This window comes from Streptomyces sp. NPDC090442 (assembly GCF_044769405.1).
Lineage (GTDB): Bacteria > Actinomycetota > Actinomycetes > Streptomycetales > Streptomycetaceae > Streptomyces.
The window spans coordinates 1-24,136 of record NZ_JBIVXW010000059.1 but is presented as its reverse complement, the minus strand read 5'-3'; the positions used below and the strand labels follow the sequence as shown (position 1 = coordinate 24,136).

General features: G+C 63.6%; 24 protein-coding genes. 11 read left to right on the top strand and 13 right to left on the bottom strand.

Annotated features, from left to right (window positions below):
* Positions 1-39 precede the first annotated feature (39 nt).
* From ACIQU6_RS32395 to ACIQU6_RS32385, 3 genes are all read right to left on the bottom strand, one after another.
* On the bottom strand, positions 40-1,896 hold the full coding sequence (locus ACIQU6_RS32395; RefSeq protein ID WP_403485295.1) for an acetolactate synthase large subunit: 1,857 nt from the start codon (positions 1,894-1,896) through the stop codon (positions 40-42).
* Between the two features lie 208 nt (positions 1,897-2,104).
* Positions 2,105-5,029 (bottom strand): putative bifunctional diguanylate cyclase/phosphodiesterase, encoded by a 2,925-nt coding sequence (locus ACIQU6_RS32390; RefSeq protein ID WP_403485294.1) that lies wholly within the window; start codon positions 5,027-5,029, stop codon positions 2,105-2,107.
* Between the two features lie 273 nt (positions 5,030-5,302).
* On the bottom strand, positions 5,303-6,295 hold the full coding sequence (locus ACIQU6_RS32385) for a 2-hydroxyacid dehydrogenase (protein ID WP_403485293.1): 993 nt from the start codon (positions 6,293-6,295) through the stop codon (positions 5,303-5,305).
* Between the two features lie 88 nt (positions 6,296-6,383).
* Between ACIQU6_RS32385 and ACIQU6_RS32380 the strand changes: the two genes are divergently transcribed.
* The gene (locus ACIQU6_RS32380) at positions 6,384-7,424 is read left to right on the top strand and encodes an aldo/keto reductase (RefSeq protein ID WP_403485292.1); all 1,041 of its coding nucleotides are present in this window, start codon (positions 6,384-6,386) and stop codon (positions 7,422-7,424) included.
* A 430-nt stretch (positions 7,425-7,854) separates the two neighbouring features.
* On the opposite strand, the gene ACIQU6_RS32375 is transcribed toward ACIQU6_RS32380, so the two are convergent.
* Together ACIQU6_RS32375 and ACIQU6_RS32370 are read right to left on the bottom strand one after the other, a co-directional pair.
* Positions 7,855-8,058, bottom strand: a complete 204-nt coding sequence (locus ACIQU6_RS32375; protein ID WP_403485291.1) for a DUF397 domain-containing protein — start codon at positions 8,056-8,058, stop codon at positions 7,855-7,857.
* A gap of 14 nt (positions 8,059-8,072) precedes the next feature.
* Positions 8,073-8,933 (bottom strand): helix-turn-helix domain-containing protein, encoded by an 861-nt coding sequence (locus tag ACIQU6_RS32370; RefSeq protein WP_403485290.1) that lies wholly within the window; start codon positions 8,931-8,933, stop codon positions 8,073-8,075.
* A 318-nt stretch (positions 8,934-9,251) separates the two neighbouring features.
* Between ACIQU6_RS32370 and ACIQU6_RS32365 the strand changes: the two genes are divergently transcribed.
* Together ACIQU6_RS32365 and ACIQU6_RS32360 are read left to right on the top strand one after the other, a co-directional pair.
* Positions 9,252-9,566, top strand: coding sequence for a hypothetical protein (locus tag ACIQU6_RS32365; RefSeq protein ID WP_403485289.1), 315 nt, complete (start codon positions 9,252-9,254; stop codon positions 9,564-9,566).
* Between the two features lie 193 nt (positions 9,567-9,759).
* Positions 9,760-9,984: a hypothetical protein gene (locus tag ACIQU6_RS32360; RefSeq protein WP_403485288.1), complete on the top strand. Its 225-nt coding sequence runs from the start codon at positions 9,760-9,762 to the stop codon at positions 9,982-9,984.
* A 636-nt stretch (positions 9,985-10,620) separates the two neighbouring features.
* On the opposite strand, the gene ACIQU6_RS32355 is transcribed toward ACIQU6_RS32360, so the two are convergent.
* From ACIQU6_RS32355 to ACIQU6_RS32320, 8 genes are all read right to left on the bottom strand, one after another.
* Complete coding sequence (locus ACIQU6_RS32355; protein ID WP_403485287.1) at positions 10,621-13,296, bottom strand: hypothetical protein; 2,676 nt, start codon at positions 13,294-13,296, stop codon at positions 10,621-10,623.
* Between the two features lie 349 nt (positions 13,297-13,645).
* A complete protein-coding gene (locus tag ACIQU6_RS32350) occupies positions 13,646-14,104 on the bottom strand; it encodes a hypothetical protein (RefSeq protein WP_403485286.1) in 459 nt (152 codons plus the stop codon).
* A gap of 73 nt (positions 14,105-14,177) precedes the next feature.
* Positions 14,178-14,657: a hypothetical protein gene (locus tag ACIQU6_RS32345; RefSeq protein WP_403485285.1), complete on the bottom strand. Its 480-nt coding sequence runs from the start codon at positions 14,655-14,657 to the stop codon at positions 14,178-14,180.
* A gap of 1,216 nt (positions 14,658-15,873) precedes the next feature.
* Complete coding sequence (locus tag ACIQU6_RS32340) at positions 15,874-16,530, bottom strand: hypothetical protein (protein ID WP_403485284.1); 657 nt, start codon at positions 16,528-16,530, stop codon at positions 15,874-15,876.
* A complete protein-coding gene (locus ACIQU6_RS32335; RefSeq protein WP_403485283.1) occupies positions 16,523-16,672 on the bottom strand; it encodes a hypothetical protein in 150 nt (49 codons plus the stop codon). Before ACIQU6_RS32335 ends, ACIQU6_RS32340 begins: the two co-directional genes overlap by 8 nt.
* A gap of 437 nt (positions 16,673-17,109) precedes the next feature.
* Entirely contained in the window at positions 17,110-18,228 is a 1,119-nt protein-coding gene (locus ACIQU6_RS32330; RefSeq protein WP_403485282.1) for a hypothetical protein, read from the bottom strand.
* Positions 18,229-18,477: 249 nt separating this feature from the next.
* On the bottom strand, positions 18,478-19,191 hold the full coding sequence (locus tag ACIQU6_RS32325) for an ATP-binding protein (RefSeq protein WP_403485281.1): 714 nt from the start codon (positions 19,189-19,191) through the stop codon (positions 18,478-18,480).
* The gene (locus tag ACIQU6_RS32320) at positions 19,163-19,588 is read right to left on the bottom strand and encodes a hypothetical protein (protein ID WP_403485280.1); all 426 of its coding nucleotides are present in this window, start codon (positions 19,586-19,588) and stop codon (positions 19,163-19,165) included. The genes ACIQU6_RS32325 and ACIQU6_RS32320 overlap by 29 nt, the downstream gene beginning before the upstream one ends.
* Before the next feature lie 63 nt (positions 19,589-19,651).
* On the opposite strand from ACIQU6_RS32320, the gene ACIQU6_RS32315 reads away from it, so the two are divergent.
* The 8 genes from ACIQU6_RS32315 (at position 19,652) to ACIQU6_RS32280 (ending at position 23,757) form a co-directional block, all read left to right on the top strand.
* Positions 19,652-20,068 (top strand): hypothetical protein, encoded by a 417-nt coding sequence (locus ACIQU6_RS32315; protein ID WP_403485279.1) that lies wholly within the window; start codon positions 19,652-19,654, stop codon positions 20,066-20,068.
* A complete protein-coding gene (locus tag ACIQU6_RS32310) occupies positions 20,061-20,720 on the top strand; it encodes a hypothetical protein (RefSeq protein ID WP_403485278.1) in 660 nt (219 codons plus the stop codon). The genes ACIQU6_RS32315 and ACIQU6_RS32310 overlap by 8 nt, the downstream gene beginning before the upstream one ends.
* Positions 20,717-21,142 (top strand): hypothetical protein, encoded by a 426-nt coding sequence (locus ACIQU6_RS32305; protein ID WP_403485277.1) that lies wholly within the window; start codon positions 20,717-20,719, stop codon positions 21,140-21,142. The genes ACIQU6_RS32310 and ACIQU6_RS32305 overlap by 4 nt, the downstream gene beginning before the upstream one ends.
* A 197-nt stretch (positions 21,143-21,339) precedes the next feature.
* Positions 21,340-21,600 carry a hypothetical protein gene (locus ACIQU6_RS32300; RefSeq protein ID WP_403485276.1) on the top strand — a complete coding sequence of 87 codons (261 nt, stop codon included), beginning with the start codon at positions 21,340-21,342 and terminating at the stop codon, positions 21,598-21,600.
* Entirely contained in the window at positions 21,593-21,754 is a 162-nt protein-coding gene (locus ACIQU6_RS32295; RefSeq protein ID WP_403485275.1) for a hypothetical protein, read from the top strand. Before ACIQU6_RS32300 ends, ACIQU6_RS32295 begins: the two co-directional genes overlap by 8 nt.
* 75 nt (positions 21,755-21,829) lie before the next feature.
* The gene (locus ACIQU6_RS32290) at positions 21,830-22,180 is read left to right on the top strand and encodes a hypothetical protein (protein WP_403485274.1); all 351 of its coding nucleotides are present in this window, start codon (positions 21,830-21,832) and stop codon (positions 22,178-22,180) included.
* Positions 22,181-22,404: 224 nt separating this feature from the next.
* Complete coding sequence (cas1, locus tag ACIQU6_RS32285; protein WP_403485273.1) at positions 22,405-23,448, top strand: CRISPR-associated endonuclease Cas1; 1,044 nt, start codon at positions 22,405-22,407, stop codon at positions 23,446-23,448.
* 57 nt (positions 23,449-23,505) lie between these two features.
* Positions 23,506-23,757, top strand: coding sequence for a hypothetical protein (locus tag ACIQU6_RS32280; RefSeq protein ID WP_403485272.1), 252 nt, complete (start codon positions 23,506-23,508; stop codon positions 23,755-23,757).
* Positions 23,758-24,136 lie beyond the last annotated feature (379 nt).

Genomic DNA, 24,136 nt, shown 5'->3' with positions numbered 1-24,136 from the left:
CTTCTCTCTTCTTCCGTGCGTCCGTTGACGTCCTGGCTGTCAGTCGTCCTCGTTGTCGCCGAAGTCGGGACGGACGCCCCGGGCGGCCATCACCTCGTCGTTGGAGGTGCCGGCGGCGACCATCGGCCACACCTGGGCGTCCTCGTGGACGATGAAGTCCACCACGACCGGGCGGTCGTTGATGGCGTTGGCCTCCTCGATGACCTTGTCCAGGTCGGCCGGGTCCTCGCAGCGCAGCGCGGCGCAGCCCATCGCCTCGGCCAGCTTGACGAAGTCCGGGACGCGGGTGCCCCGGGCCTCCGGGTTGACGTCCTCGGGGCCGGAGTGCAGCACGGTGTTGGAGTAGCGCTGGTTGTAGAAGAGGGCCTGCCACTGGCGGACCATGCCCAGCGCACCGTTGTTGATGATCGCGACCTTGATCGGGATGTTGTTGAGCGCGCAGGTGACCAGTTCCTGGTTGGTCATCTGGAAGCAGCCGTCGCCGTCGATCGCCCAGACCGTGCGGTCCGGCTTGCCGGCCTTGGCGCCCATCGCGGCGGGCACGGCGTAGCCCATGGTGCCGGCGCCGCCGGAGTTCAGCCACGTGGCGGGCTGCTCGTAGTCGATGAAGTGCGCGGCCCACATCTGGTGTTGGCCGACGCCGGCGGCGAAGATGGTGCCCTCCGGGGCGAGTCTGCCGACCCGCTCGATGACCTGCTGCGGGGAGAGGCTGCCGTCGTCGGGCAGTTCGTAGCCCAGCGGGTAGGTCTCGCGCCAGCGGTTGAGGTCCTTCCACCATGCGCTGTAGTCGCCCTTGTGGCCCGCGTCGAACTCGGCCTGGACCGCGACGATCAGGTCGGCGATGACCTCGCGGGCGTCCCCGACGATCGGCACGTCCGCGGCGCGGTTCTTGCCGATCTCGGCGGGGTCGATGTCGGCGTGCACGACCTTGGCGCCCGGGGCGAAGGAGTCCAGCTTGCCGGTGACCCGGTCGTCGAAGCGGGCGCCGAGGGTGATCAGCAGGTCCGCCTTCTGGAGCGCGGCGACGGCGGTGACCGCGCCGTGCATGCCGGGCATGCCCACGTGCTGGGGGTGGGTGTCGGGGAACGCGCCCAGTGCCATCAGGGTGGTGGTGACCGGGGCGCCGGTCAGCTCGGCGAGCACCTTCAACTCGGCGGTGGCGCCGGCCTTGAGGACGCCGCCTCCGACGTAGAGGATCGGGCGCTTGGACTCGGCGATCAGCCGGGCCGCCTCGCGGATCTGCTTGGCGTGCGGCTTGGTGACCGGGCGGTAGCCGGGCAGGTCGGTGTGGGGCGGCCAGACGAAGGTGGTCTGCGCCTGGAGGGCGTCCTTGGCGATGTCGACCAGGACCGGGCCGGGGCGGCCGGTGGAGGCGACGTGGAACGCCTCGGCGATCGTCTTGGGGATGTCGGCCGGGTCGGTGACCAGCCAGTTGTGCTTGGTGATCGGCATGGTGATGCCGCAGATGTCCGCCTCCTGGAAGGCGTCCGTGCCGATCGACTTGGAGGCGACCTGACCGGTGATCGCGACCAGCGGGACGGAGTCCATGTGCGCGTCGGCGATCGGGGTGACGAGGTTGGTGGCGCCCGGCCCGGACGTCGCCATGCAGACCCCGACCTTGCCGGTGGCCTGGGCGTATCCGGTGGCGGCGTGCCCCGCGCCCTGCTCGTGCCGCACCAGCACGTGCCGGACCTTCGAGGAGTCCATCATCGGGTCGTAGGCGGGAAGGATCGCACCGCCGGGGATGCCGAACACGGTGTCGGCCCCGACCTCCTCCAGCGAACGGATGAGGGACTGCGCGCCCGTGACGTGCTCGACGGTCGCGGGCTGCTGCGATCCGCCGGAGTTACGGGTCCGCGGCTGCGGATGGTGGGCCCCGGTGGCCTGCTCGGTCATCTGCGTCTCTTCTCGAAGCTGAGGGTTTTTGACGGATTTGTGAGGTTGCGGTGCAACAAAAAACCCCTCGTGCCGTGAGGCAAGCGAGGGGAGCGCGTCGGTGTGGTCAGCCGGGTTCGTCAGGGTCCCAGCTTCAGCCGACGCGCTTTCCAAGTACGAGAATTCGGGTGCGCATGGCACTGACCCTCCCCCTCACGCGCACTGAGTGTCAAGTGGGTGGGACGGAGGTCTCACTATTTGGGCGCAACGGCGGATGCACCAGCGCGTCCGCTCCCGCGACCGCCGCCCGCCGGGCCGGTCGGCTGCCGCTGAGCACCACCGCGCGACCCGGGCCCGTGAGGTCCGGCACCGGGTAGCTGCCGCGGGTCAACGCCCGGCGCAGCCGCGGTTCGTCCAGGGGCCCGGAGAAGGCCAGGCCCATGCCGTGCGTGCATCCCATGGAGCGCAGCGCCAGGACCTGTTCGGGCAGGTCGACGCCCTCCGCGACCGAGCGCATGCCGAGGTCGGAGGCGATCCGCAGCAGCCCGGCGGTGATCTTGTGCTCCCGGGGGGACTCCACCACCCCGTCGATCAGCCCGCGGTCCAGCCGCAGTACGTCGATGGGGAGCCGGCGCAGGGCGCCCATCGCGGCGCATCCGCTGCCGAAGCCGTCCAGCGCGATCCGCACGCCGAGCCGGCGCAGTGCGACCAGCCGCCGCTCCAGGTCGTCGAGCGGAACCCGGGGGTCGCTCTCGGACAGCTCCAACACGAGGTCGCCGGAGGGCAGACCGTGCCGGGCGAGCAGCGCCTCGATGGCCTTGGGGGTCAGGGCACGGTCCAGCAGCCGACGGGCGGAGAGCCGGACCGCGATCGGGACCGGGTGGCCGGCGAGGTGCCGGGCGGCGGCCTGCGCGACCGCCTCCTCAAGCTGCCAGCGACCCAACTCGGCGGCGCGCTCGCCGCCCTCGTCGGTGAGCCGACCGCGGTCGCCGACCCGGAGGAACTCGGCCGGGGTGAAGAATATGCCCTCGGCCGACCGCCACCGGGCGTGCGCGGCGACGGCCGTGATCTTGCCGCTGGCGAGCTCGACCACCGGCTGGTGCTGGAGCGCGAACTCGCCGTCCTGAAGGGCGGTACGGAGCTTGCTGGCGAGCTCGGCGCGGTGCGCGACCTCGTCCTGCATCTGCGGGGCGTAGAGCTCGACCCGGCCCTTGCCGGCCTGCTTGGCGCGGTACATCGCCAGGTCGGCGTTGCGCAGCAGGGTCGAGGGGCTGATGCCCGGTTCGGCGAAGGCGACGCCGATACTGGCCGCGACCCGGACGTCCCGGCCGTCGATGCGGTACGGCTCGGAGAGCCGGAGGCGCAGCCGGTCGGCGATCTCCAGGATGCGGAACTCCCGGGCCGCGTGGTCGCGGGTGCCGTCGCCGGTGATGAGCGCGGCGAACTCGTCGCCGCCGAGGCGGGCCGCTATGTCCCCGGCCCGCACCGACTCGGCGAGCCGCCGGGCCGCCTGGATCAGCAGCTCGTCGCCGGCCTGGTGGCCGATGGTGTCGTTGACCTGCTTGAAGCCGTCGAGGTCGATGTAGAGCACGGCGGTGTCGTGGTCGGTGGCCCGCCGGCCGGTGACGGCCTTGGTGACCCGCTCGGTGAACAGCGCGCGGTTGGGCAGGTCGGTGAGCGCGTCGTGCGAGGCGTTGTGCTGGAGCTGGGCCTGGAGCCGGACGCGCTCGGTGACGTCGCGGGAGTTGAAGATCAGGCCGCCGTGGTGGCGGTTGACCGTGGACTCCACGTTCAACCAGCCGTCGCCGCCGGCCCGCTGGCCGCCGGCCCGGAAGCGGCACTCGATCCGGGTGGTCGGCTCGGCCTCGGGCGAGGCGGCGAGGAACCGGCGGACCTCGTGGACCACCCGGCCCAGGTCCTCGGGGTGGATCAGCGAGGCGAGTTCGGAGCCGACCAGCTCCTCGGCGTCCCGGCCGTAGACCCCGGCGGCGGCCGGGCTCACGTACCGCAGCACGCCGGTCGGTGCGGCGATCATGATGACGTCGCTGGAGCCCTGGACCAGGGAGCGGAAGTGGTTCTCCTTCTGGGCGAGTTCCTGGGTGAGGGTGATGTTGTCGAGCAGCATGATGCCCTGCCGGACGACCAGGGCCAGCACGACCGTGCAGCCGGTGAAGAGCACCACGCGGTCGATGCGCCGGCCGTCCAGGACGTTGGTGAGGATGCCCAACGTGCAGACGGCGGCGGCCAGATACGGCGTCAGGGCGGCCAGCGAGCCGGCGATCGGACGGCTGCCGGGCGGCGTCTGCGGGCGGTTCAACTGCCCGGTGGGGCCGGCGGGCACGGTGGCGTCCGCGCCGGGGCGACGGCCCACCCACGGGGCGTACGCGAAGAGCAGCGAGCCGGCGAACCAGCCGGCGTCCAGGATCTGGCCGGAGCGGTAGTGGTCGTGCAGCAGCGGGGAGCTGAACAGCGCGTCGCACAGCACCGTCAACGCCAGTGCGGCGATCGCGGTGTTGATCGCGGAGCGGTGCACGGACGAGCGCCGGAAGTGCAGCGCCAGGACCATGCTGACCAGGACGATGTCCAGCAGCGGATAGGCCAGCGAGAGCGCGCCCTCGGCGACCGAGCGGCCGTTGAAGTGCGCGGTGTGCGCGAGCGCCAGGCTCCAGGAGAGGGTGAGCAGCGAGCCGGCGATCAACCAGGCGTCGAGCCCGAGGCAGACCCAACCGGCCCGGGTCACCGGCCGCTTGGCGAGCACCAGCAGGCCGACGATGGCCGGCGGCGCGAACAGCAGGAAGCAGAAGTCGGCCATGGACGGGCTCGGGACCGCGGCCTGCCGGACGACCTCGTAGTAGCCCCAGACGCCGTTGCCGAGCCCGGCCATCCCGGAGGAGACGGCGAACAGGACCCAGGCGGGGCGGAAGGGCGTGGCGTACCGGCGGGCGTAGAGCCCACAGGAGACGGCGGCGACCAGGGCGGCCAGGCTGAGCCCGAAGTCCCCCATGAACCCGGCCAGTCGCGGTGAGCCCCAGCCCATCGCGGAGCCGACGGCGTAGCCGCCGCAGACGACGGCCAGCACGATCTGCGGGACCGGGCTCGGTGCGCTGCCGGTCTGCACGGGCGGGCGGGCGAGCATCGCCCCCGGGGCGCTCACTGTGCTCTTCCGTTCACCCGTGCCGGACCGCGTCGGGATCGGTGCGCGCGGGGTCCCGGCGGCATTCCTGCGGGCGGTCGTGGATCGCGCATCTCGCGGATCATCCATCGGCAGTGCATCGCCCGTCGCCCCCCTCGGTTCCGGATCTTTCGTGTCTCGCCGTGACGATCCCGGCGCTTTCCCCGCTCGGACGATACACCAGACCGTCACTCAGGGACATAGCGCCTCTACGGAGCGTGACATCGAGGGGATTTGTAGATACAGAGAGCAGCCTTACGGACTCGTAGAGCGATCCACTTCGGATTCCGGTGCGGTGGCGACGACGTACCGGACGGGCTCGCCGGCCGCGAAAAGTGCCAACTGGGCTCGCAGCAGCCGCTTCGCACGGGGCAGGAAGGCAGAACTGGGGCCCCCGACGTGTGGAGTGACGAGCAAGCCGGGAGCGCGCCACAACGGATGGTCGGCCGGCAACGGTTCCGGATCGGTGACGTCGAGGGCGGCGCGCAGCCGTCCCGACTCCACTTCGGCGAGGAGCGCGGCGGTGTCGACGATCGCTCCCCGAGCGATGTTCACCAGCAGTGCGCCGTCCTTCATCCGGGCCAGAAAATCGCATCCTACCAGGCCACGGGTGGCTTCGGTGAGCGGAGTTGCGAGGATGACGACGTCCGCGGCGGGCAAGAGGGCGGACAGCTCAGACAGTGGATGCACCGGACCGCGCACAGTGTCACGTGCGGTGCGCGCGATGCGTGTGACCCGCGCGCATTCAAAAGGTGTGAGCCGGTCTTCGATGGCACTGCCGATCGAACCATAGCCCACAATGAGGACCGACTTGTCGGCGAGCGCGGGGCGGAACTCCGGCCGCCACGCGCCCGTTTCCTGGGCCCGGACGAACTCCGGGATGCCGCGCAGCGCCGCCAACGTCAGGGTGAGCGCCAACTCGGCGGTGCTGGCGTCGTGCAGCCCGCGGGCGTTGCACAACTGGGCACCGGGCGGCATCCGGTCCAGCCCCGGAAGCAGGTTGTCGACCCCGGCGGTGAGGGTCTGCACCACCCGCACCCGGCTCATCCGCGCCAACGGGCGCAGGCAGACGTCGACCGGCTTCATGTACGGGACGGCGTAGAAGACGCAGCGGGCGGGGTCGGCGGGGTACTCGGGACCGGCGTCCCAATGGACGTAATTCAGCCCCTCGGGAAGGCCGTCGATCTCACCGGGCGCGATCGGGAGCCAGACGTCACCGGGGGTGGAGTGCGGGTCTGCGGTTGCCATGGCCCGAGGCTATGCGAAGAGACGTTTGGTTCAGACGTTAGTTTGGTCTGGCCCTTGATCGGGGGCGAGGGGACGGAGGCACGACCAGGTGGAGCGCAGGACAATCGGCGCGGCGGCCTTGGAGGTGGGCGCGATCGGCCTCGGCTGCATGCCGATGAGCTGGGGGTACAGCGCGTCGCAGCGCAGCGGCGAGGGATCGCTGCGGGCGCTGCACGCCGCGCTCGACCGGGGGTGCAGCCTGCTGGACACCGCGGACATGTACGGCCCGTTCACCAACGAGCTGTTGGTGGGGCGGGTGCTCAGGGAACGCCGCGCGGACGCCTTCGTCTCCACCAAGTGCGGACTGCTCGCCGGCGACCAGCACATCGTCGCCAACGGGCGGCCCGGCTACATCAAGCGCGCCTGCGACGCGTCGTTGCGCCGGCTCCAGACCGACCACATCGACCTCTACCAACTCCACCGCGCGGACCCCGAAGTACCCATCGAGGAGACCTGGGGGGCGATGGCGGAACTGGTGGCGGCCGGCAAAGTGCGGTCGCTGGGGCTGTGCGCGGTGGGCGCCCGGGCCGCCCGGACCTGGCGCGGCCCGCGGGCGGCCCGGAGCGCGCCCGACGGCCGGGCGTTCCGCCGCCCCGGCCTGCACGACGGCACCCTGCGCCAACTGGAGCGCGTCCAGCAGGTGTTCCCCGTCAGCAGCGTGCAGGCCGAGCTGTCCGTGTGGGCGGCGGAGGCGCTGGTCGAACTGCTCCCGTGGTGCGAGTCGCGCGGCGTGGGCTTCCTGGCCGCGATGCCGCTCGGCAACGGCTTCCTGACCGGCACCCTCACTCCCGGCCAGGGCTTCGAACCGGACGACATACGGGCCCGACACCCGCGCTTCACCGCCGAGATGATGGCCGCCAACCAGCCGGTGGTGGCCGGCCTGCGCCGCGTCGGCGCGCGCCACGGGGCCACCCCCGGGCAGGTGGCACTCGCCTGGACCCTCGCCCAGGGCCGCCACGTGGTCCCCGTCCCGGGCACGAAGAAGGAACGGTGGGCCGCGCAGAACGCGAACGCGGCGGAGCTGGTGTTGACCCCGGAGGATCTCCGGGAGATCGCCGCGTTGCCCGCGGCGCGGGACTCCTGGTACTAGCCGGACGTTGCCGTGGGCCTGCGGCCGGCTGCTTCCCACGTTGCCGTCTGTCCCGCCGCGCGGGGTGCTGTTCTTTGCGCCTGCGGCGCGGACTTGTTGTCCGCTGCCGGTCCCGCTGCGCGGGGCGGGTCGCGTTGCCTGGTCCGCTGCCGGTCCCGCTGCGCGGGGCGAGCCGATGGGTCCGCTGCGCGGGGCTGTCGGGTGCGGTGACGGGCCGGAGGGGTGGGGGTGCCAGACTGCTTCGCTTTACGTCTGGCACCCCCACCCCTCCGGCCCGCCCCCTCCCGTTGGAGGGGGAGTAGTGATAGAACCCGCCTGACCCGCCCCTCGTGTAACCATCCGTCGCTCTGAGTAGCCGTGGGTGGGCGGGCATGCGAACGGCCACCCTCCGTGACGTTGGAGGGTGGCCGTTGGGTTGGCTTCGGGCGGTTCAGTCGGGGAACTGTCCTTCTTTGATGACGGATACGAACGCCAACCAACCTTCGGCCGGGAAGACCAGGGCCGGCCCCTGAGGGTTCTTGCTGTCACGCGTTGCCACCGCCTCACGAAGAAACGCTGCCTCGACGCACTGACCATTTCCACTGCTGTAAGTGCTCTTGCGCCATTTCACGCTCGTAAGATCCAGTTCATGCATGCTTGTACCTCCCCTCACTGCATCTCGCCTATCAGTGTAGTGATCAAGTTCAGCGTGCCGTCGGGGCTGAGGGCTTGAGCACGCAGGTTGTCAAACATCACGCCGTACCTGCGTACGTCGATCTCGGCTTCAAGAAAGAGGTCCCCGGCCATGCTGTCCAGGTAGACAATCTCTGGATCTTCAGCATCCGCGAAGCCCATCAGCACGAAGGACCCGGGCATGCCTGCATGCGCTCCAGCACTGAAGGGGATCACCTGGAGTGTCACATGCGGCTCATCCGCCATCCGCTCAAGGTGCTTCATCTGCTCAAGCATGGTCTTCGGACCGCCCACCATCCGGCGCAGCGCAGCTTCGTCCATGATCGCCCAAAGACGTAGCGGCTCGGCCTTTGTGAGCACCGCTTTCCGCTCAACTCGTGCTTGTACTCGTTGCTCTACCGCCTCGGTACTGGCCATGGGCAATGTCCCTCTGATCACTGCCCGTGCATAGTCCGAGGTCTGCAACAGGCCAGGGATGAACAGCGACTCGTAGTTGCGAACTTCCCACGCTTCGGTCTCAAAGCTGATGTACGCAGTGTATTCCTCGGGTAGTTCGCTGTGATACGGCCGCAACCACCCTTGCTTGTTCGCTCCCTGCAACAGCGCCAGAACTTCGCCACGCTGTGGATCACGAACGCCATACAGATCCAACAGGGCGACCAGCGTGCGACGTTGGGGGCGGACACGCGCTGTTTCGATGCGGTACAGCGTCGCTTCGTTGATGCCAGTCCGCCCTGTCACATCTTCCCTGGTCAGCTCGGACTCGTTGCGCAGCCGCCGCAGTTCCGCAGCAAGACGACGCAGACGGACAGTTGGAATCTGCCGCTTCGGAGGCACGGACTCCCACCCTTCATATGCATGTGAGGTAGGCCGATTCTTACCGTCCACTGACCCTCCATCAAGCTCAGACAGCAGATGCAAGGTATGCATTCTCATGCCTTGCGCATGCTGTGTCGGCAGGTGCACTCTAGTCGCCAGGGTTGCGCTTCGTAGCAACTCGCCTACAGGCACGCCCGATTGGAGGTGGCTGGACATGTGCGCGAAAGGTGCCAGCCGCATCCCTGAAGCGGTGTGCAAACAGAAGTGACCCCCGCGACGTTGCTGGAGCGGCGAACGTCCGGGGGCGTGGCTATCAACCCTCAGGAGGTTGACAACGTGCCTCACACTATCCGAACGATCTTCGAAACGCTGTTGGGGCTGTTACTGCCCTCACAGGGGCGTCACCGGTCCGACGACACACCACCCGCCCCCGAACACCCCGACACCCCCACGCTCACCATCCCCCACGTCCCCGCCAACGAACGGCCGTTGCGGGGTGAGGACGTGGCGTTCGTCCGCCCGTACGTCCTAGCCCACCAGGGACACCAGGAGCGGCGGTTGCAGCGTTCCCGGCGCCGGGCGTTGTGGCTGGCTGCCTATGGCATCGACACCGGGCCGCGTTGGATTCACGGCGTGGAGGTGGGGTGCTGATGGCTCCCCGCATGAGTGACCCCGTGTATCTGTCGGACCCGTTCCCGGAGCCGAAGCCGGTTGAGGGGTGCGACGTGTGCGCCGAGCTGGTGAAGCAACGGGCGGCGCACCGGAAGGACGAACAGTATGGGAAAGCCGCCATGTGCACTGTGGAGTTGACGACCCACGCCCACAGGCGGAAGGCGAAGCGTTGATGCGCTGGACGCGATGGCTCTGGAAGGTCGAGGAGTGGTGGCACCGGCACGTGAGGTACCGGGACCTGTTCCGCCAACTCGACGCCTGTCGGGACGACATCAAGGCCCGTTCCACATGGGTCGATGAGCTAACCGACGACGAGTTGGAGGAGATGCAGCGTCGCCTGGAAGCCTGCATCGACGCCCTACAGGGCACGTCGGAACCTCCGGGCAGTGCGTCATGACAGCGCCGGAGAGGTTCCTGCAATGGACGCTGCGAGCGAAGTCGAGCCCTGGCTACGTGGGGAAGTGTTGGGTCTGCTCTGACTTCAGTCTCGATTCCCCGTCCAAGGATGAAGCCCGGGACTGGTGTCTCCGACATGTGGATGCCACCGGCCACGTCTACTTCCAGGTGACGGCGGAAGAGTCCTTCGCCGCTGTCCTTGCGGACCATCCGGGGACGTAGACCTGAGTGCCGTCCCGGTCGCACAGTTGTCCCGCCCTTTCTTGGGGTTTCCGGGGAAGGGCGGGGTTGCCCCGCGTGAGTGGGGCTCGTTCTCGCATTGGAAGTGTGAGAACTGTCAACACCACGACTATCAATTCAAGGAGAAGACTGCGCTATGTGTCCCGCCTATGCCGACGGGCAACACCGTTACGACGTCAATGGTAATCAGATGAAGTGCGCTTGTGGGCACGTCGTCAACGTCATTTGGTAGCAAAGGAGGGGACTGCACATGTGCCCTAACAGCCCCGATGGGACTCACTCGTTCGTGAGGAACGGCGACCAAATGGTCTGCATTCATTGCAGCACTTCAGTGTCACCTAGCTGGTAGTTTGCATGGTGGGACCCGCCAGTGTGGGGCTGGCGGGTCCTTGTTTTTTCAGCCGTGGTGTATGTGGTACCAGGTTTGCAGTACGTGTAGCGGGTCGCGATTCAGAATTGAATCCACGTGTTCTCCTCTGAGGTCTCGCCAGGCATAGAGTGCGCTGGCTTGAATGATTTCCTTCATTTTCTTCGGTCGGGGTTTGCTGCCCTTCCGGTATTGCTTGACTTGAGTTCGTGACGCGACGTTGCTTTCGATGCACTGGTCTAGGAAGAAATCAACGAGAGGGAACCAGTCTTCCCAGGTTTTCCCGAAAAGGACCGGTGCGATTCCTTCGGCGTCGAGTAGTTCAGCCCCCTCAAGACTGTTGGATTCCTTGCCTACCGTGGTGGCGCTGGGAGCGTGTATCCATTGGCGCCTGAGTATTCCTCGGGTCGTTGTCAGACAGTATTGGCCGTTGACGTCTTCGAATTTCCATTCCGGGTGAACGGCATAGTCGTCAATGACGTCTTGGAAGGCAACGAGCGGTGGGCGTTTGATGGGCTTGTCGGGGTTGTTCCTGTCCACCCATATCACGCGATCCCATTTGGCGCTGTCGGCCTCAAAGGGCGCGATGAGCAATCCCGATTCCGGGGCCCGGTACATGGGGTCAATCTGCCCGATCATCATGAAGTTGAAGGGTTTCATTTGCTGCGGGTAGGGCTTCTTCGCATTCAGGGTGCGGAAGGCATTGTAAAGTCCCCACGATGAAACACTGTGACGCATGAGGGCAGGGAGGGTTCCCCATTCTGGTTCTTCGTCGTCGAGAATGGCACGCCACAAACGCTCGATCCACGCTCTATGTCCACCCTTCTCCGGCGCCATGAGATAGCCCAAACCGTGTTCGGAACTCTTGACGATGTTCCCGGCCGCGTCGGTAAGGACGTAACGCTTGGCACTGATGACGTAGGCGAATCCGTCAAACTCCCTCTTGAGCATGTGTGGCACGAGGTCACGGTCATAGGGGTTCAGTGCATCGAATCGCTCAATGATGGCATCGGGATCGGCCCCCGTCACCGCACAGGAATCTGTGTCCATGAACGCGTAATAACCCCTAGCGTCCAGAACGATTTTCTCCATAAGTGCGAGCATGAGTCGGGCTCCGGAAGTCGGCATGGTCGCCAATGGCGGATAGCAATACTCGCCCGGTGTTTCCTTCTCTGTGCTGATGCGTTGGGTTACCCCGGAACGGTGCAGCAGTTTGCCCGGGGTCGGTTGGGCGAATTTCTTGCGGTTGACCTGAGCGAAAATCCCGTAACTCCCCGAGTTTACTACCGTCTTGAGAAGCGCTGCCAATTGTGGATCGGAGTTCTTCACCCGTTGGCGTTCCTCCACTGCGTATTTGAAGAAATCTTCCTCAGGGGATACGTCGATGCGCCCCAGGAGCGAGACCGGTTGAAGTGAGGACGCGCGGCCAGCCGACGTGAACCGGTACGCCTTCAACACCATCGGGGCCTTTCCGGTGAGGAGGGTGGAGGCGATTACGTCGGGAATGGCGTACCAGAAAGGTTCGGTGGCACTCAAGTAATTCACGCCGATATTGGGAGTCTCGTTCAGCCCGTAGTTCGCGCGTACCGGCAACACGTCCCTATCCGGCATGACTTGGGCTATGCCGACGAAGCTAGGCCAGTTATCGGGATTCAGGCAGTAGTCCACATCGACGTTCGACAGATCAAGGTCGAATTCCTCAGCTTGAATATCAGCGGACGTAATCAGGTCCCACAAACCCATGAGGTGACCGACCGTGGGGTACATGGACGTGAAGTCCAGTACCGTCACGGGAGCGGTGGTGCGTCGGATGCGTGCTTCGGCCCGGCCGCCAAAGAACGTGCTCATGGTGTACCCCAGCACATCGTCCGGAACCGAGGAACGGCCCATGTGCGGAGTAATGCCCATGGCTTCGAAATAACCTTTGGCCAACGTGGCGGGGCTGTAGACCTGATGTGCCAACTTGGGGATGGGGTGCTTGTAGAAATCGGCCAGCATGGCGTCAAAAAGCCTGGCAGTAGCCGCTACGTCCTCACGGCAATAGTCGATGTACTCGGGCGTGATGAGGCCGTGTTCGACTATGGGGTTCTTGCCCTCAACTCCGAACGCCCGGCAAGCCGATTCGAGACTGTGTGGCGTACTGGTCAAGCCGAATGCCAGAGTGCGGCAGTCAATGAACAGTCCGCGCCATTTGTGCTCGGGTGTGGTGCCCCATCCGATGAACGATTTCTTCGAATCCAGGTGCTTGACCCGAAGTCGGGGGCGCCAGTGGTCGTTGTCCTCCCAGAGTTTGAATGAGAATCCACCGCCGTAGAAACCTCGTGCGGCGCCTACGTCGATGGCGACTCGGGAGATATCGAAAGGAAGGTTGAAGCCTACGACACCCATGCGGTATCGGTAGGCGCGGCGCCATAGGTAGTGTTCGACGAATTCGGCGCGAGAGAGGAAATGCAGCTTGCGAACGGCGACCGACATCGACGGGATGCGGTGATCAATCGGGGCCGTGTGGGACTCGGCGTATTCTCGCAGCGTCGCGAACCCTTCTGGATCGCGTTCCGGCAAGTCATCCTGGTGAAAAATCCCTTCCTCGATCAGGGTGAGGATTTGCCCCTTGTAGTCGAGTTCGTAGATGCGCCAGGCACCGAAGTTCAAGTTTTGTACGGTGTCGGCGGTGGTTTCAGTATCGAAAACGAGAATGTGCCTCACGGTTCGAGCCCCCGAATGATGACGTCCATGACGCGCGGTTTCGTCGGGATGAGGTCTTCGGGCTTAGGTAACACGAGGGGTTCGGTATCCGACTCGGGCGTCGGGGTGGAGTCCGTAGCGGTCGGCAATTCGTCGGGCGTAGACATTGGTGATCGTCTCCACGATGATGAGTAGTCCCAGGACCATAGCGGCGGTGCGTTGGGTTTCGTGGGTGGTTCCGGAAAGTGGCACGCCAAGCGCCCCTTGGCATGCGGTGATGCGGCGGTGGCATTCGACACAGAGTCGTGTGGTGGCGGATGAGTTCCGACGTCCGGCAATGTGGTGCTCTTCGTAGCGCACGATTCGCCTTTCACGCGGCAACGTAGATGGATTCGACGTTCATTTGCCCGGTGAGGGCGAGTTCGTAAAGGTCCATGCTCGCTCCGGCAAGGGGGATGTTTTCCCCGGTGTCCACATCTTGCACAGTGACCCCCGCCATTGCGTTGATCCTTTCGGATTGACCTTTCTTAGCCCATATCTTCGCAGCGTTCCAATGCTGAGCGACTTTGCTCCGGTCGGCTTTGTCGAGTCGCACCCGACGTAGTCCGTTGTCCGTGAGTACGTTGATTTTCTTCGCGTTGCGTACTCGGTAGGCCGTGAAATCGGTCGGGCGCCGGGCCGCGTCGCGTGGGTGCTCGGGTGTATCCCTGTGCCCTCGTGCAGTTTTGAGGGACGCCCCGGATTCGTAGGCCGCACGGTCGATGCCTTTTCGTTCGAGCCGTGATCGGTAGCCGTCGCTGAGAGTGGACCATTCGCGGCGACTGGCCACCACACGCCCCTTTCAGCTAAAGGAAAGGTGGGGCACACGTTCCCCATGACGTGTGCCCCACCAGCTTCCGAAATCAGGTCAGGTAGAAGGTCGTGGCCTTCCTCCAGTCCCCGTCTTCAGGGCGCTTACGGGAGATGTCACCCGTGTGGGGGTTGAACCAATATTCGGAGGTGCGCAACCCGCCCTTGTGCATGATCGGCCCCCGTTGGCGTCCGATGCTTTCGGTCAGTTGCTTGTACTGACGGTATATTCCGGTGCCACCGTCATTGAGAACGGAGAGGGAGTTGTCCCGCTGCATGATGACTGCTGACACGAATTCTCCGTTATCGCCCTCGTGGAACTGCCACTCCAGTGAGACGAACGGAACCGCGACCAACTCTCGCTTATCCTTGATGACCTCGTAAGAATCCGAGAACTTGTCGAACAGTGCGGCATGCGCTGCGACGGATTCGAATCCCGCTTCCTGGATTCGGGCGATTTCCTCGTCTGTGAATCGTGCGGCATCCGTTTCGGGGATAGTGGTTACGTCGGTGCTCTGCGCTTTACGCGGCAATGTGACCTCCGTGCGTTGCCGGGTGAGTGATCACTGTAGGCGGATGCTCTCGACCGTTGCCAGCGTTTACATATTCGTCTTTTGTATGGTCGAACGCGGATCGATAGTGGGGAATGCTGGTGGAAGTCCCGCACTATTGGGCTTGCGGCGACGCAAACGGATGCGAATTGCGAGTCGAATCCTCAACAGAACTAGATACTTTTTCATACGGAAGTTGCCCCGCCCCCTGGTCGCGCCTTGACCGAACCCCCCGAACTCCCCGGAGGGTTACCGGAGTTGGTCCCCGAGTTGCCCGTCCCGCCACCCTGAACCCGCACGGCGTCATCCGTGGTGACGCCCTGGGGGAGCACGAACACCGTCGGCGCCTGAGTGGGGACCACTCCCGCATTCACGGCCTGGCCCTGGCCCTGCCCAGCAGTCGCCGCCTGTGTAGCTTGACCTGCGGGTTTCTTTCCCGCGGCCCCCTTGAAACGCTCCCACAAGTACATGCCAGCGACCCCGCCGAGAATCCACACCCACATGGGCCACGGGCCAAGATCACGGGTGAAGAACTGGCGGTCCACCCCCTCAGCCATCACGGCCCCCGATCACCTGGGTGGTGGCTGAGTACGTCTGTCCTCGGTAGCGCTGTTCCGTGAGCCTGGCGCGTCGAGGACGCGTCATGTTCTTGGGCTTGTTGCTGCCCTTCGTCCTGGCGGTCCTCATGGCCACGGGGGTGCCGGTGTGGAGCCCTTCCCGGTCCTGGTGCGACCCGCCCGACCAACGGCGCCAGGTGTGGGTATCCATGTGCAGCTCGGCACGGATGGGGCCAGAGTCGGTCCACCGGATTGGGTCGGCGGCTGGTCGGTAGTTCCCGGCCCGCCAGTAGGGCCCCCTGCGACGCGTCTCAACGGCCGTTGAGGGATTGGCGAACACGGGCCCGCCGACCCGCTCAATGCGCCCCCAGGCGCGACGTATCCGGCCGCTCTCGGGCGGTCCGCCGGACGCGTCACCGCGTCGGGGGGTGGCGGTGTCGTAGCGGGGCCGGGCGTACGGCAACGGGGTGCTACTGCGGTGGCTCATCATGACCAGGACCCTCCGCCCGTCGCTGCCTTGATCATCGAAGAGAACGAGGACCCAACCGAGTTGACCAGTGAGGGTCCCTGTGATCCCGGGCGCACCAGGACCATGATTCCGGCGACGATGATCACGCCGGTAAGAATGTCAACTACCTTGTTCACGTGCTCACGCTCCCATTTCCTTGACTTCCGTTCGCCTGAGTTCCGTTGCCCTGGTTTCCCATCCCGGCCCCGAAATTGCTGTTGGTGGTCGGCCAGGTCACACCGGAGAACAGCGTTTGCGTCTTCGTGTCGCTGGATTGTTTCGCGTTCGACGCCCCATCATCGGACTGAAGCGCCTTGCCAAGTCTCCCCAATGCGCCGGAGACTAGGAGTCCTTCCCGGGCCGAACCTCCGTAGACCAGCAGCCCGAGGACAATCAAACCGCCCAGTCCCGCAGCGACCTTTCCTGTCCTGGCTCCGAACTTTGAAGCCAGCATCAGGAAAACGAATGTCAGCCATACCGCGATAAGGCGTTTGAGCCACGCCACGGGAGAAAAATTCTTCGCGACTAGGGGATAGAGCGCGATGATGATCAAAGCAGCAATGAACTCCGCCTTTACCGCCTGCGGGTAGCGTCCAGTGGCCTTGGGGAGTGGAACACGGGATTTCTTCCCCTTCGCTTTCCCCTTCGGCGCTGGGGCTCCCTTGGCCTTCCCGCTTGCTTGGTCTTTGGCTCCCTTCGCTGCAACCACCATGGCGCCCGCCTTGACGGCGGGAATCGGTGCCACTTTGGCGGCAACCTGGGCGGCCTGCTGCACCTTTTCGCTAGGCACTGCCGCCCCCCTTTTCGTTCGCCTGCACCTTGCCGAAGAACTGACCAAGCATCTCTGACATGGTGCCTTCGTGGCCGTGCACACCGATCCAAATCAGCATGGCGCCCACCCCCATCAGCAGTAGCCCGATTACGTCGCCCATGACTGACGGCAAAGTTCGGTGGCTTCGGCGATCACCAGGCGTGCCGAGAACTGGCGGAAGAACTCGGCCAGGAGCGCGTAGGCGACTGCACCGAGAACGACACCGGTTGTGAATCTAGGTCCCATTGCGGAGTCCCTTAAAACCGGCCATGAGGATGGTCGGGGAGATCAATAGTGCCGCCAGCCATCCGACGAAGAACGCAATAACGACGTGCTTATTCATGTAGTGTCAACCTCCGTGAGCATTGCGGAAGACATGGCGAAGGAAGGCGTAAGTGCCGAACTCGGCCAGGACCAACAGGACGAGATAGACCGTGGTGGGGTGCCAGGACGTGACACCGCCCTTTCGAGAGAAATTCGGGCTGTTGGTTGGCTGGCCGTTCGGGATATCGTCGGATGAACCCCCGAGATTCATGCCGAGTCGGTATTGCATCTAGCTCACACCCCCTCAAGTTCCACCGGAACCGGTGCCACGGGTACGACTTCATCCGTGATGAATTCGGCGGTTCCGGGAACGTTGGTAGCGTCGTTTGGTGTGGCCGACTCGATCACCAAGTACGTGGCGTTGGACGTACCGAGCCAGTATTCGCCTATGAGGTCACCAGGGCGCCGGAATCGCGGAATGACGTAAACACCGGTCTCCCGATGGCTCGTACCATTGGAGAGGAACGGATAAAAGTCCGTCATCTTATTGACCAGAGTTGTCGGGGAGAACACCGACAGTGAACGGTCATCAAGACGGAAACGGATCGGCGACGACAGATAGTCCTGCCTGGCGCCCTTTGAGTCACGGGCCACAATGATGAGGCACCGAACCTCGTTACCCGTGTTGGTGAGTTGAAAAGTGTTGTCGGCCCCGGCCGCGTTCAGCGTCAGAATCTGGTGCCGGGTAATCGCAGCAACCGCCAGACCATCCGGCCGGGCTTGGATCGGATTGCCGTGCAAGTCAGCCGTATCCGTCTGTGCCCACGCTTCCATCACGCCCGTGACGGTGGTAATCGGCATGGTCGCCGGAACAGTGCTGTAGACCTGGGAAGCGGGCGCCATCGTGATACGAATGCGGTACTGCGCCCGAGCATCGGTGTTCGCCAGGACACCGGCGGTGTCACGAATTTCGGGGAACATTCTCAGCTCGAAGGAGAAATTCCCGCCGGAGTGCCCGATGTTGTGCGCCCGGGGCCCGCGTGCGGGGTCGCCGTGCCAGGGGGCCGCGTACTTGTTCTGGAGGTACCAGGAGAAACCATTCATGGGGTATTTGATGGGACTGCCGTCGATGTTCTCCAGGGAAATACTCTGGATAATCGACCATGGCGCATCATCGTGATACTTGGCGCTACCGGAACCGCCCGAGTTGCTGACCTGAATACGAATACCTCGCAGGAATCCGCCGGGCGTGATGTTGTGGACGTATTCGTGAGCGGAAGAGTCCTGAACCAGCGAGAATTGGAAGTTCTGTTCACTGTAGTGGTTAGAGCCGACGACGAACGGAACACCGCCGGTCGCGCTCACCGTGGAACCCGGCGCCGCACCGTTCGCGCCATTAGTGGCAGCAGGCATGTAAGTGACCCTTTCAATACTGGAAAGCCATTGCCTTACCGAGATGGTTCGCAAAAGAGTTGTTGGAAGCTGTCAGATGTGCTGCAATGAGGCGCCAAAAGGTGCCCACCACGACTATTCCGAGAAAGGCACCCAGCGCCGCCATGGAACTAAAATGCGTGTGCATATTCACCCCCGCTCAACACAACGAAGAGAAACCCCGAGAAACCTTGGGAAAATGCTTTTGGGAAAGGCCCCGCGGCCAGGGTACTACGCAATCCGTGAGATGTACGCGAGTCGCTTTCTGCGATGAATGATGAGGAATTCTCGGGGCTCAAGAGACATCAATACTTCGGTGTACTTGCGTCGTCCGCCGATAATCTCAGCTACGCGTTTGGCTTCGTCCTCATCGCTGGGCAGGAAAGCCACGGACCACGTTGGTTCTGAGTGCATATAGCGCGATACGTAGCGGGGTCGCTGTGTGGTAGCGACAATTGTGATTCCGAGGGACCTTGCCTCTCTCCAGTACTTCGTAATGAAGGGCTGCAAACGTAGATCCTGCTCGACGTACGCGATTTCATCGAACGCCACGATGGTGTTTGCATCCGGTTTCCAGGTTTCTGCGAGAACGTCATAGATGGCTTTGCGCTGCTGCTGAACACCTTCAGCAAGTCCCGTTGCCTTGGGCCAGAATATGACGCGTTCCTCGCCGTAGGACGGTGGCCATGTGCGACGCATCTTCCACTCACCGGTTCTGGTGAGTCGAGTCATGGTGGAATCCGCTGGCTTCGTCGCGATAATCACCGCGTTCGCGCCGCTGCGTTTGGCCCGTTGGTCGATGATGTGCGTCATGAAGAACGATTTCCCGGAACCCGTCGGCCCCAGGATCGCCAAGTGTTCGGGTTCCCACTTCCCGCCCGGCCACCCCCATGAGCTGATGAATTCCGGGCCGAGTTCAGACCACGGGATTCGTTCCGGGGGCATCGTCACCCCCGTTCTCAAAACGTGCGGTGATGTGGTGCATCCGTACCGCCTGGAGAACCGGCGTGATGTGCATGAGCAGGGGGATTACTCGACCCATGTCGGCGGTCCGAGTGAGGTACTTCCTCGCCCATTCGCTTTTCATGGCCAGGGCCGCTAGGTCTTCCGCGATCAAGGGCGCCTGTTGCCCGAGAACTCCGGCGCACACGTCATCCCGTGTTCCCCAAAAGAGGGCGGCAAGCTGCATGAACGCCTGCAATTGGTCGCGAATCTCAGCCTCAATCGACGCATTCGACCGGCGACCGCGCCCCTTCTTCGACTTTTCCCCTGGCTTCGGTTCCTTTGGTGCTGCTGTCGGTTCGGATTCGAGAACATCGAACTCAATTTGTGGTATCGACATGACTCCCCCGGATCGGGCGGCGAGTGCTTACACTCACAGCATGCCAGCGAATTCCAGGAAACGGTGGGCGCGTTCCCAATCACTCATACCGACACCTGCGTTTCCGCTGGTCAGAGCGAGAAAACACAGGGTGCCTCGCGGCCCCACGACCACCCGGAAAAGGCAGGGAAACTCATGGCACGTTTGAGCGCCGAAGAAAAAGCACTTCTTGCGCGATTGATGGAGGAAGCAGAACAGGAACAGGAAGAAGCGGAACCCGAAAAGATCGCTGACCAGGTGGACAAGGCCGGAACGGAAGAGATCATCATTTTCCGGGGTAATGCGGAAGCATTCAAGAAGGCTTTCGGCTTCGCGGCGCCTGAATCCCCGAAGAACGAGGGTGGAGAGAAGGAACCGCCCGAGGAAACCGGTGAAGCCGAAACAGAGCCCGAGCGGAAGAAGGAACCCAAGGCACCGTCACGGAGCAAGTACTTTGGCTGACTCCGTCGTGCAAGCGATCCTTGACGCCACCCGCGACCCCCACGTTCGGGAATCCATGCTGCTTGGCTCCCGACTGGAGTCGAGTTGGAACCCCAACGCGGTGGGCGACAACGGGAGTTCCTTCGGCCCCTTCCAAATCCACCTGCCCGCGCACCCGGGCGTCACAGCCGCCCAGGCGCAGAACCCCGCATGGGCGACTCGCTACATGCTGTCGGCATACCAGCGTGGCGCCGCAGCACAGCCCGAGTCCCTGTGGCGCTCGAATCCCGAGCAAGCCGCAGAGCAAGCTGCGGTGGCTGCGGAGGCTCCAGCAGAGTCGTACTACTCCGGCCGGGGCGCTGAGACCGTGCACGCCGCCTGGAGGACCACGACCGGCGCTCTGGGGGGTCACGCCCCGGCCGATGGTGGAGCACCGCCAGGGGTAGGGCAGGGCGGGGCCGCGTCGGCGCAGAACGCGGGTTTTCTCGACTTCGGGCTAGGCGGACTGATATCCGCGATTGCTGTGCCGTTCGCGATGATCTCTCAGACTTTCGCGGAAATAGGCACCTTACTGACGTGGTGGTGGACCAACAGAATGAAGGTCACATTCATCGCGGTGGGTGTCGTGTTCTTCATCATCGGACTGGTCTTCTTCGCAAAGGACAACCTATGAAGTTCAAAATCAAAGCCGGCGCCGAAGTCGATTTCCTCACGCAGGACGAACTTAGTCAGGTGCTCACTGACCAACTCGGCCCCTGGCGTAGCGGAATTAGGTACAAGCGCATCCCCTACTCGGGGCCGCTCCCCGCGACCGTCGGTGCCCCCGAAAGCGGCTACGTCTGGTCGGTGCGGCTACTGTCCGCCACGTTCGACGAACACAGCCCCCTACGCGTCTTCACACAATCTCTCGAAACCTCCTCGCTGGTCGGAATAGAGCGGGGGGACGAGACGGAACACGTCATGCGCTGGCAAGACAACCAAGTCATTCTGTTCGGTACACAACCGCTCATCGTGGCCGGATCGGGCGAAGCGCGACACGTCACCGGGCTCATGACCGTGGCGGAGGTGCCCGTAGGGCGCGAATGGCAGCTATGACACCCTCGGGAATACGTGAGGGAAACATAGTGTTCGCCAATGTCATATGCCCCCGGCGCTTGACCAACTCATGGTCAACCAGCCACGATTTATTTACGAGACATCTCGCTACCGTCGGGTTAGACTTGGACGCGTGTTCGAGTAAGAGTGCGAGTACATGGGGGATTCACGTGCTGTCTGAAATTCCGATTGAGACCGTGCCGGAGAACGAGGTTCCCACCGGCCGGGGACGCCCCGGCCCCTGCCTCCCCACCTGGTTACTGGAAAGCATCTCCACCAGCGCCAAGAAGGGCGTATGGCTTTCCGCGAAGTTCGAAACACCCGAGAAAGCCGAAGAACTCGCGAAGCTACTCCAGTACGTCAACCGCTCCGCACGGTTCCCCTACCACGTGTCAACACGTCGGGAGGAAACCGAAGAAGGGACCCGCATTCTGTTCAAGGCGGCCAACAATGGCTGACGCAACCTTGATCATGCGGGCAGAACTGTACCGTGAAGCTGACGACACATTCAGCGTCGAAATCGTCGATCCAAACACCGGAACCAGCGAACGGCAACCAATTCCCGCCCAGTATGCCGCGATGCTCCCCCAGGTAATCGCCATGCTCAAGTAAGCACGTGCGCAACAACGCCCCGACCCCGCGTCGGGGCGTTCCGCATTTATTCGAACCTATAACGAGGGAAAAAACGTGTCTGAGCTATCGCCAATCACCGAACAAGGCTCACTTGTAGACGGAACCGCATTCGGTGCCCCCGGGCAACAAGTCTGGGTGATTCAGTTTCCACCGGACAACCGGCCGCGAACTTTCTACCGTATAGCGATCAACCCGCCAACCGGTATCCCGCCGAACACTACCCTTGAACTTCGCAACGACAGTGTGATGATTTCCGGTGCCCCGAGTGCCACCACACGTGAATTTGAGCCCTACCACAAGGTTTCCATCCCGCCCGGAACGCGGCTCTATCTCGTGTGGCTCACTGATGTTGGTGTCAACCCTCCTACAGCGACGCTTTTCACTCAGCTTGAAGGACTGATCTGATGCCGTGGGGTGAAGGGACCCAACGCGCTTTCGATTCATTGCACGTGTACGACGCGGGTGGGAAGTTGGTGGCTCACATCGATGGGGAAGGGAACGCGGTCTTCCAGACTGTGACCGTGAAAGTCGGACGGTTACGGCGCATGTGGCGACGATTGAGGCGCAAGAACCGCCCCCAAGTTGGGTAAAACCCAGACGTGTTGAGGTGGGGCCGGTAGAATTTAAGTATGACGGATGCTGAACTCCCCGAATTGGCTGAGATTTTCGCACCCCGCATCATCGGCCCCACACTCATCGTTGAGGGCTTCGGGGCCAAACTCGCCGTAGAACGCGGACAGTTGGTCATCCATGATGGCTTCGGCCCCCACCGCCGCACAGAGAAACTCTCCCGCATCGAACGACGAGTGCAACGCATCATCATCAAAGCCGTGGATGGATACGTGACCATCGACGCGATGCGCTGGTGCAAGAACGTGGGAATCAGCGTCGTCATGCTTGACCCCGCCGGTGACGTCATCATGACGTCGGAGAACATGTACTACGAGGGGCGACTTCACCGGGCGCAAGCACTCGGAAGCATCGATGCCGTGCGGTACATCATGGAACGCAAGATCACTGGACAGTACGAAGTCACGGGAAACCCCAAGATCAAAGACCATTTGATCCGGCTGCACGACGTGACAACTCTCGCTGAAATCTCCGCCATCGAAGCCAAAGCAAGCTACTCCTACTGGCGAAGCCTCAAGGGAACCCCGATCAAGTTCCGAGGTGACGTGCCCGAACACTGGACGACGTTCCAAACACGCTCATCCTCACTGCAATACACGGGGAAGACACCCCGCAAGGCTGTAAACCCCTTCAACGCCATGCTGAACTTGGGGTACGCAATCGGCTACGCCGAAGCCCGGCTAGCCTGCCACGCCCTAGGACTTGACCCTGAACTAGGGCTGTTGCACCGCCCCAAGGAACACAAGTCGCACAGCATGACCCTTGACTTAATCGAAGTCGCCCGCCCACACGTTGACAGCATGGTCATCAAGCTGGCGTCAGAACGAACCTTCAACCGCAAGGACTTCTACGAGACCAATGAGGGGCAGTGCACAGTGGGCAGTCCACTCGACCGCGAAGTGATCACACGAACACGAGAAGCAGTCAGGGAACCACTTGCCGAAGCCACCGAAGACGTGACGCACATACTTGCCGACCAGTGCGACACCAAAGTGAAGAAGCGCACGCCACTTACCAAACGGACCCTCAAGGCTACACACTGAACGAGTAGGTTCTACGTATCAGCGCCCAGTAACCCCCTGATTCGGTACGGTACTTGAATGAATACCATGGATGGCTACGACGCCCTTGCGCACGATTTGATTCGGCGCACCGAAGCGGTGGTAGCTGTAATTGCACCCATCGCGGTGGACACGGGAATTACATTCCAAATCGAGGACATCGTTCAAAAGGTGGAGGAAGGTCTGCCTCCTAACTACCCAGAAGCCTTGATCACCGACGGTTGGACACGTCAGGACGTAATCACTGCCATGGCCCGGGACATGCTCTCGGGCGAGATGTACAACGACTGAACCCAGCAAACCCCCAACGGCCACCCTCCAACGTCACGGAGGGTGGCCGTTCGCATGCCCGCCCACCAACGGCTACTCAGAGCGATGGATGGTTACACGAGGGGCGGGTCAGGCAGGTCCTATCACTACTCCCCCTCCCGTTGGAGGGTGGGAAAACCGGTGAGTGCCACGCCCTCCCGGTGGGTCAACTCGGGCCGCTGGGTTGAGCGGTGACCGTAAGAGGACAGATGCCCCCAGCGGCCGGGCAGTGACCGTCAGAGGACCACAGCGACTAGCCCCCACCTGGAGAAATCCACCCCTCAACGGGAGGGGACGGGTCGGAGGGGGTGGTAGGCCAGACGTAAAGCGAAGCAGTCTGGCCTACCACCCCCGGAGACCC

Excerpts from the sequence above, each read along its gene's own strand:
- ACIQU6_RS32295 (WP_403485275.1), top strand. The coding sequence starts at position 21,593 with ATGGCTGACGCAACCTTGATCATGCGGGCAGAACTGTACCGTGAAGCT.
- ACIQU6_RS32375 (WP_403485291.1), bottom strand. The coding sequence starts at position 8,058 with ATGCATGAACTGGATCTTACGAGCGTGAAATGGCGCAAGAGCACTTAC.
- ACIQU6_RS32395 (WP_403485295.1), bottom strand. The coding sequence starts at position 1,896 with ATGACCGAGCAGGCCACCGGGGCCCACCATCCGCAGCCGCGGACCCGT.
- ACIQU6_RS32280 (WP_403485272.1), top strand. The coding sequence starts at position 23,506 with ATGAATACCATGGATGGCTACGACGCCCTTGCGCACGATTTGATTCGG.
- ACIQU6_RS32305 (WP_403485277.1), top strand. The coding sequence starts at position 20,717 with ATGAAGTTCAAAATCAAAGCCGGCGCCGAAGTCGATTTCCTCACGCAG.
- ACIQU6_RS32325 (WP_403485281.1), bottom strand. The coding sequence starts at position 19,191 with ATGCCCCCGGAACGAATCCCGTGGTCTGAACTCGGCCCGGAATTCATC.
- ACIQU6_RS32335 (WP_403485283.1), bottom strand. The coding sequence starts at position 16,672 with ATGGGCGACGTAATCGGGCTACTGCTGATGGGGGTGGGCGCCATGCTG.
- ACIQU6_RS32330 (WP_403485282.1), bottom strand. The coding sequence starts at position 18,228 with ATGCCTGCTGCCACTAATGGCGCGAACGGTGCGGCGCCGGGTTCCACG.
- ACIQU6_RS32385 (WP_403485293.1), bottom strand. The coding sequence starts at position 6,295 with ATGGCAACCGCAGACCCGCACTCCACCCCCGGTGACGTCTGGCTCCCG.
- cas1 (WP_403485273.1), top strand. The coding sequence starts at position 22,405 with ATGACGGATGCTGAACTCCCCGAATTGGCTGAGATTTTCGCACCCCGC.
- ACIQU6_RS32320 (WP_403485280.1), bottom strand. The coding sequence starts at position 19,588 with ATGTCGATACCACAAATTGAGTTCGATGTTCTCGAATCCGAACCGACA.
- ACIQU6_RS32360 (WP_403485288.1), top strand. The coding sequence starts at position 9,760 with ATGCGCTGGACGCGATGGCTCTGGAAGGTCGAGGAGTGGTGGCACCGG.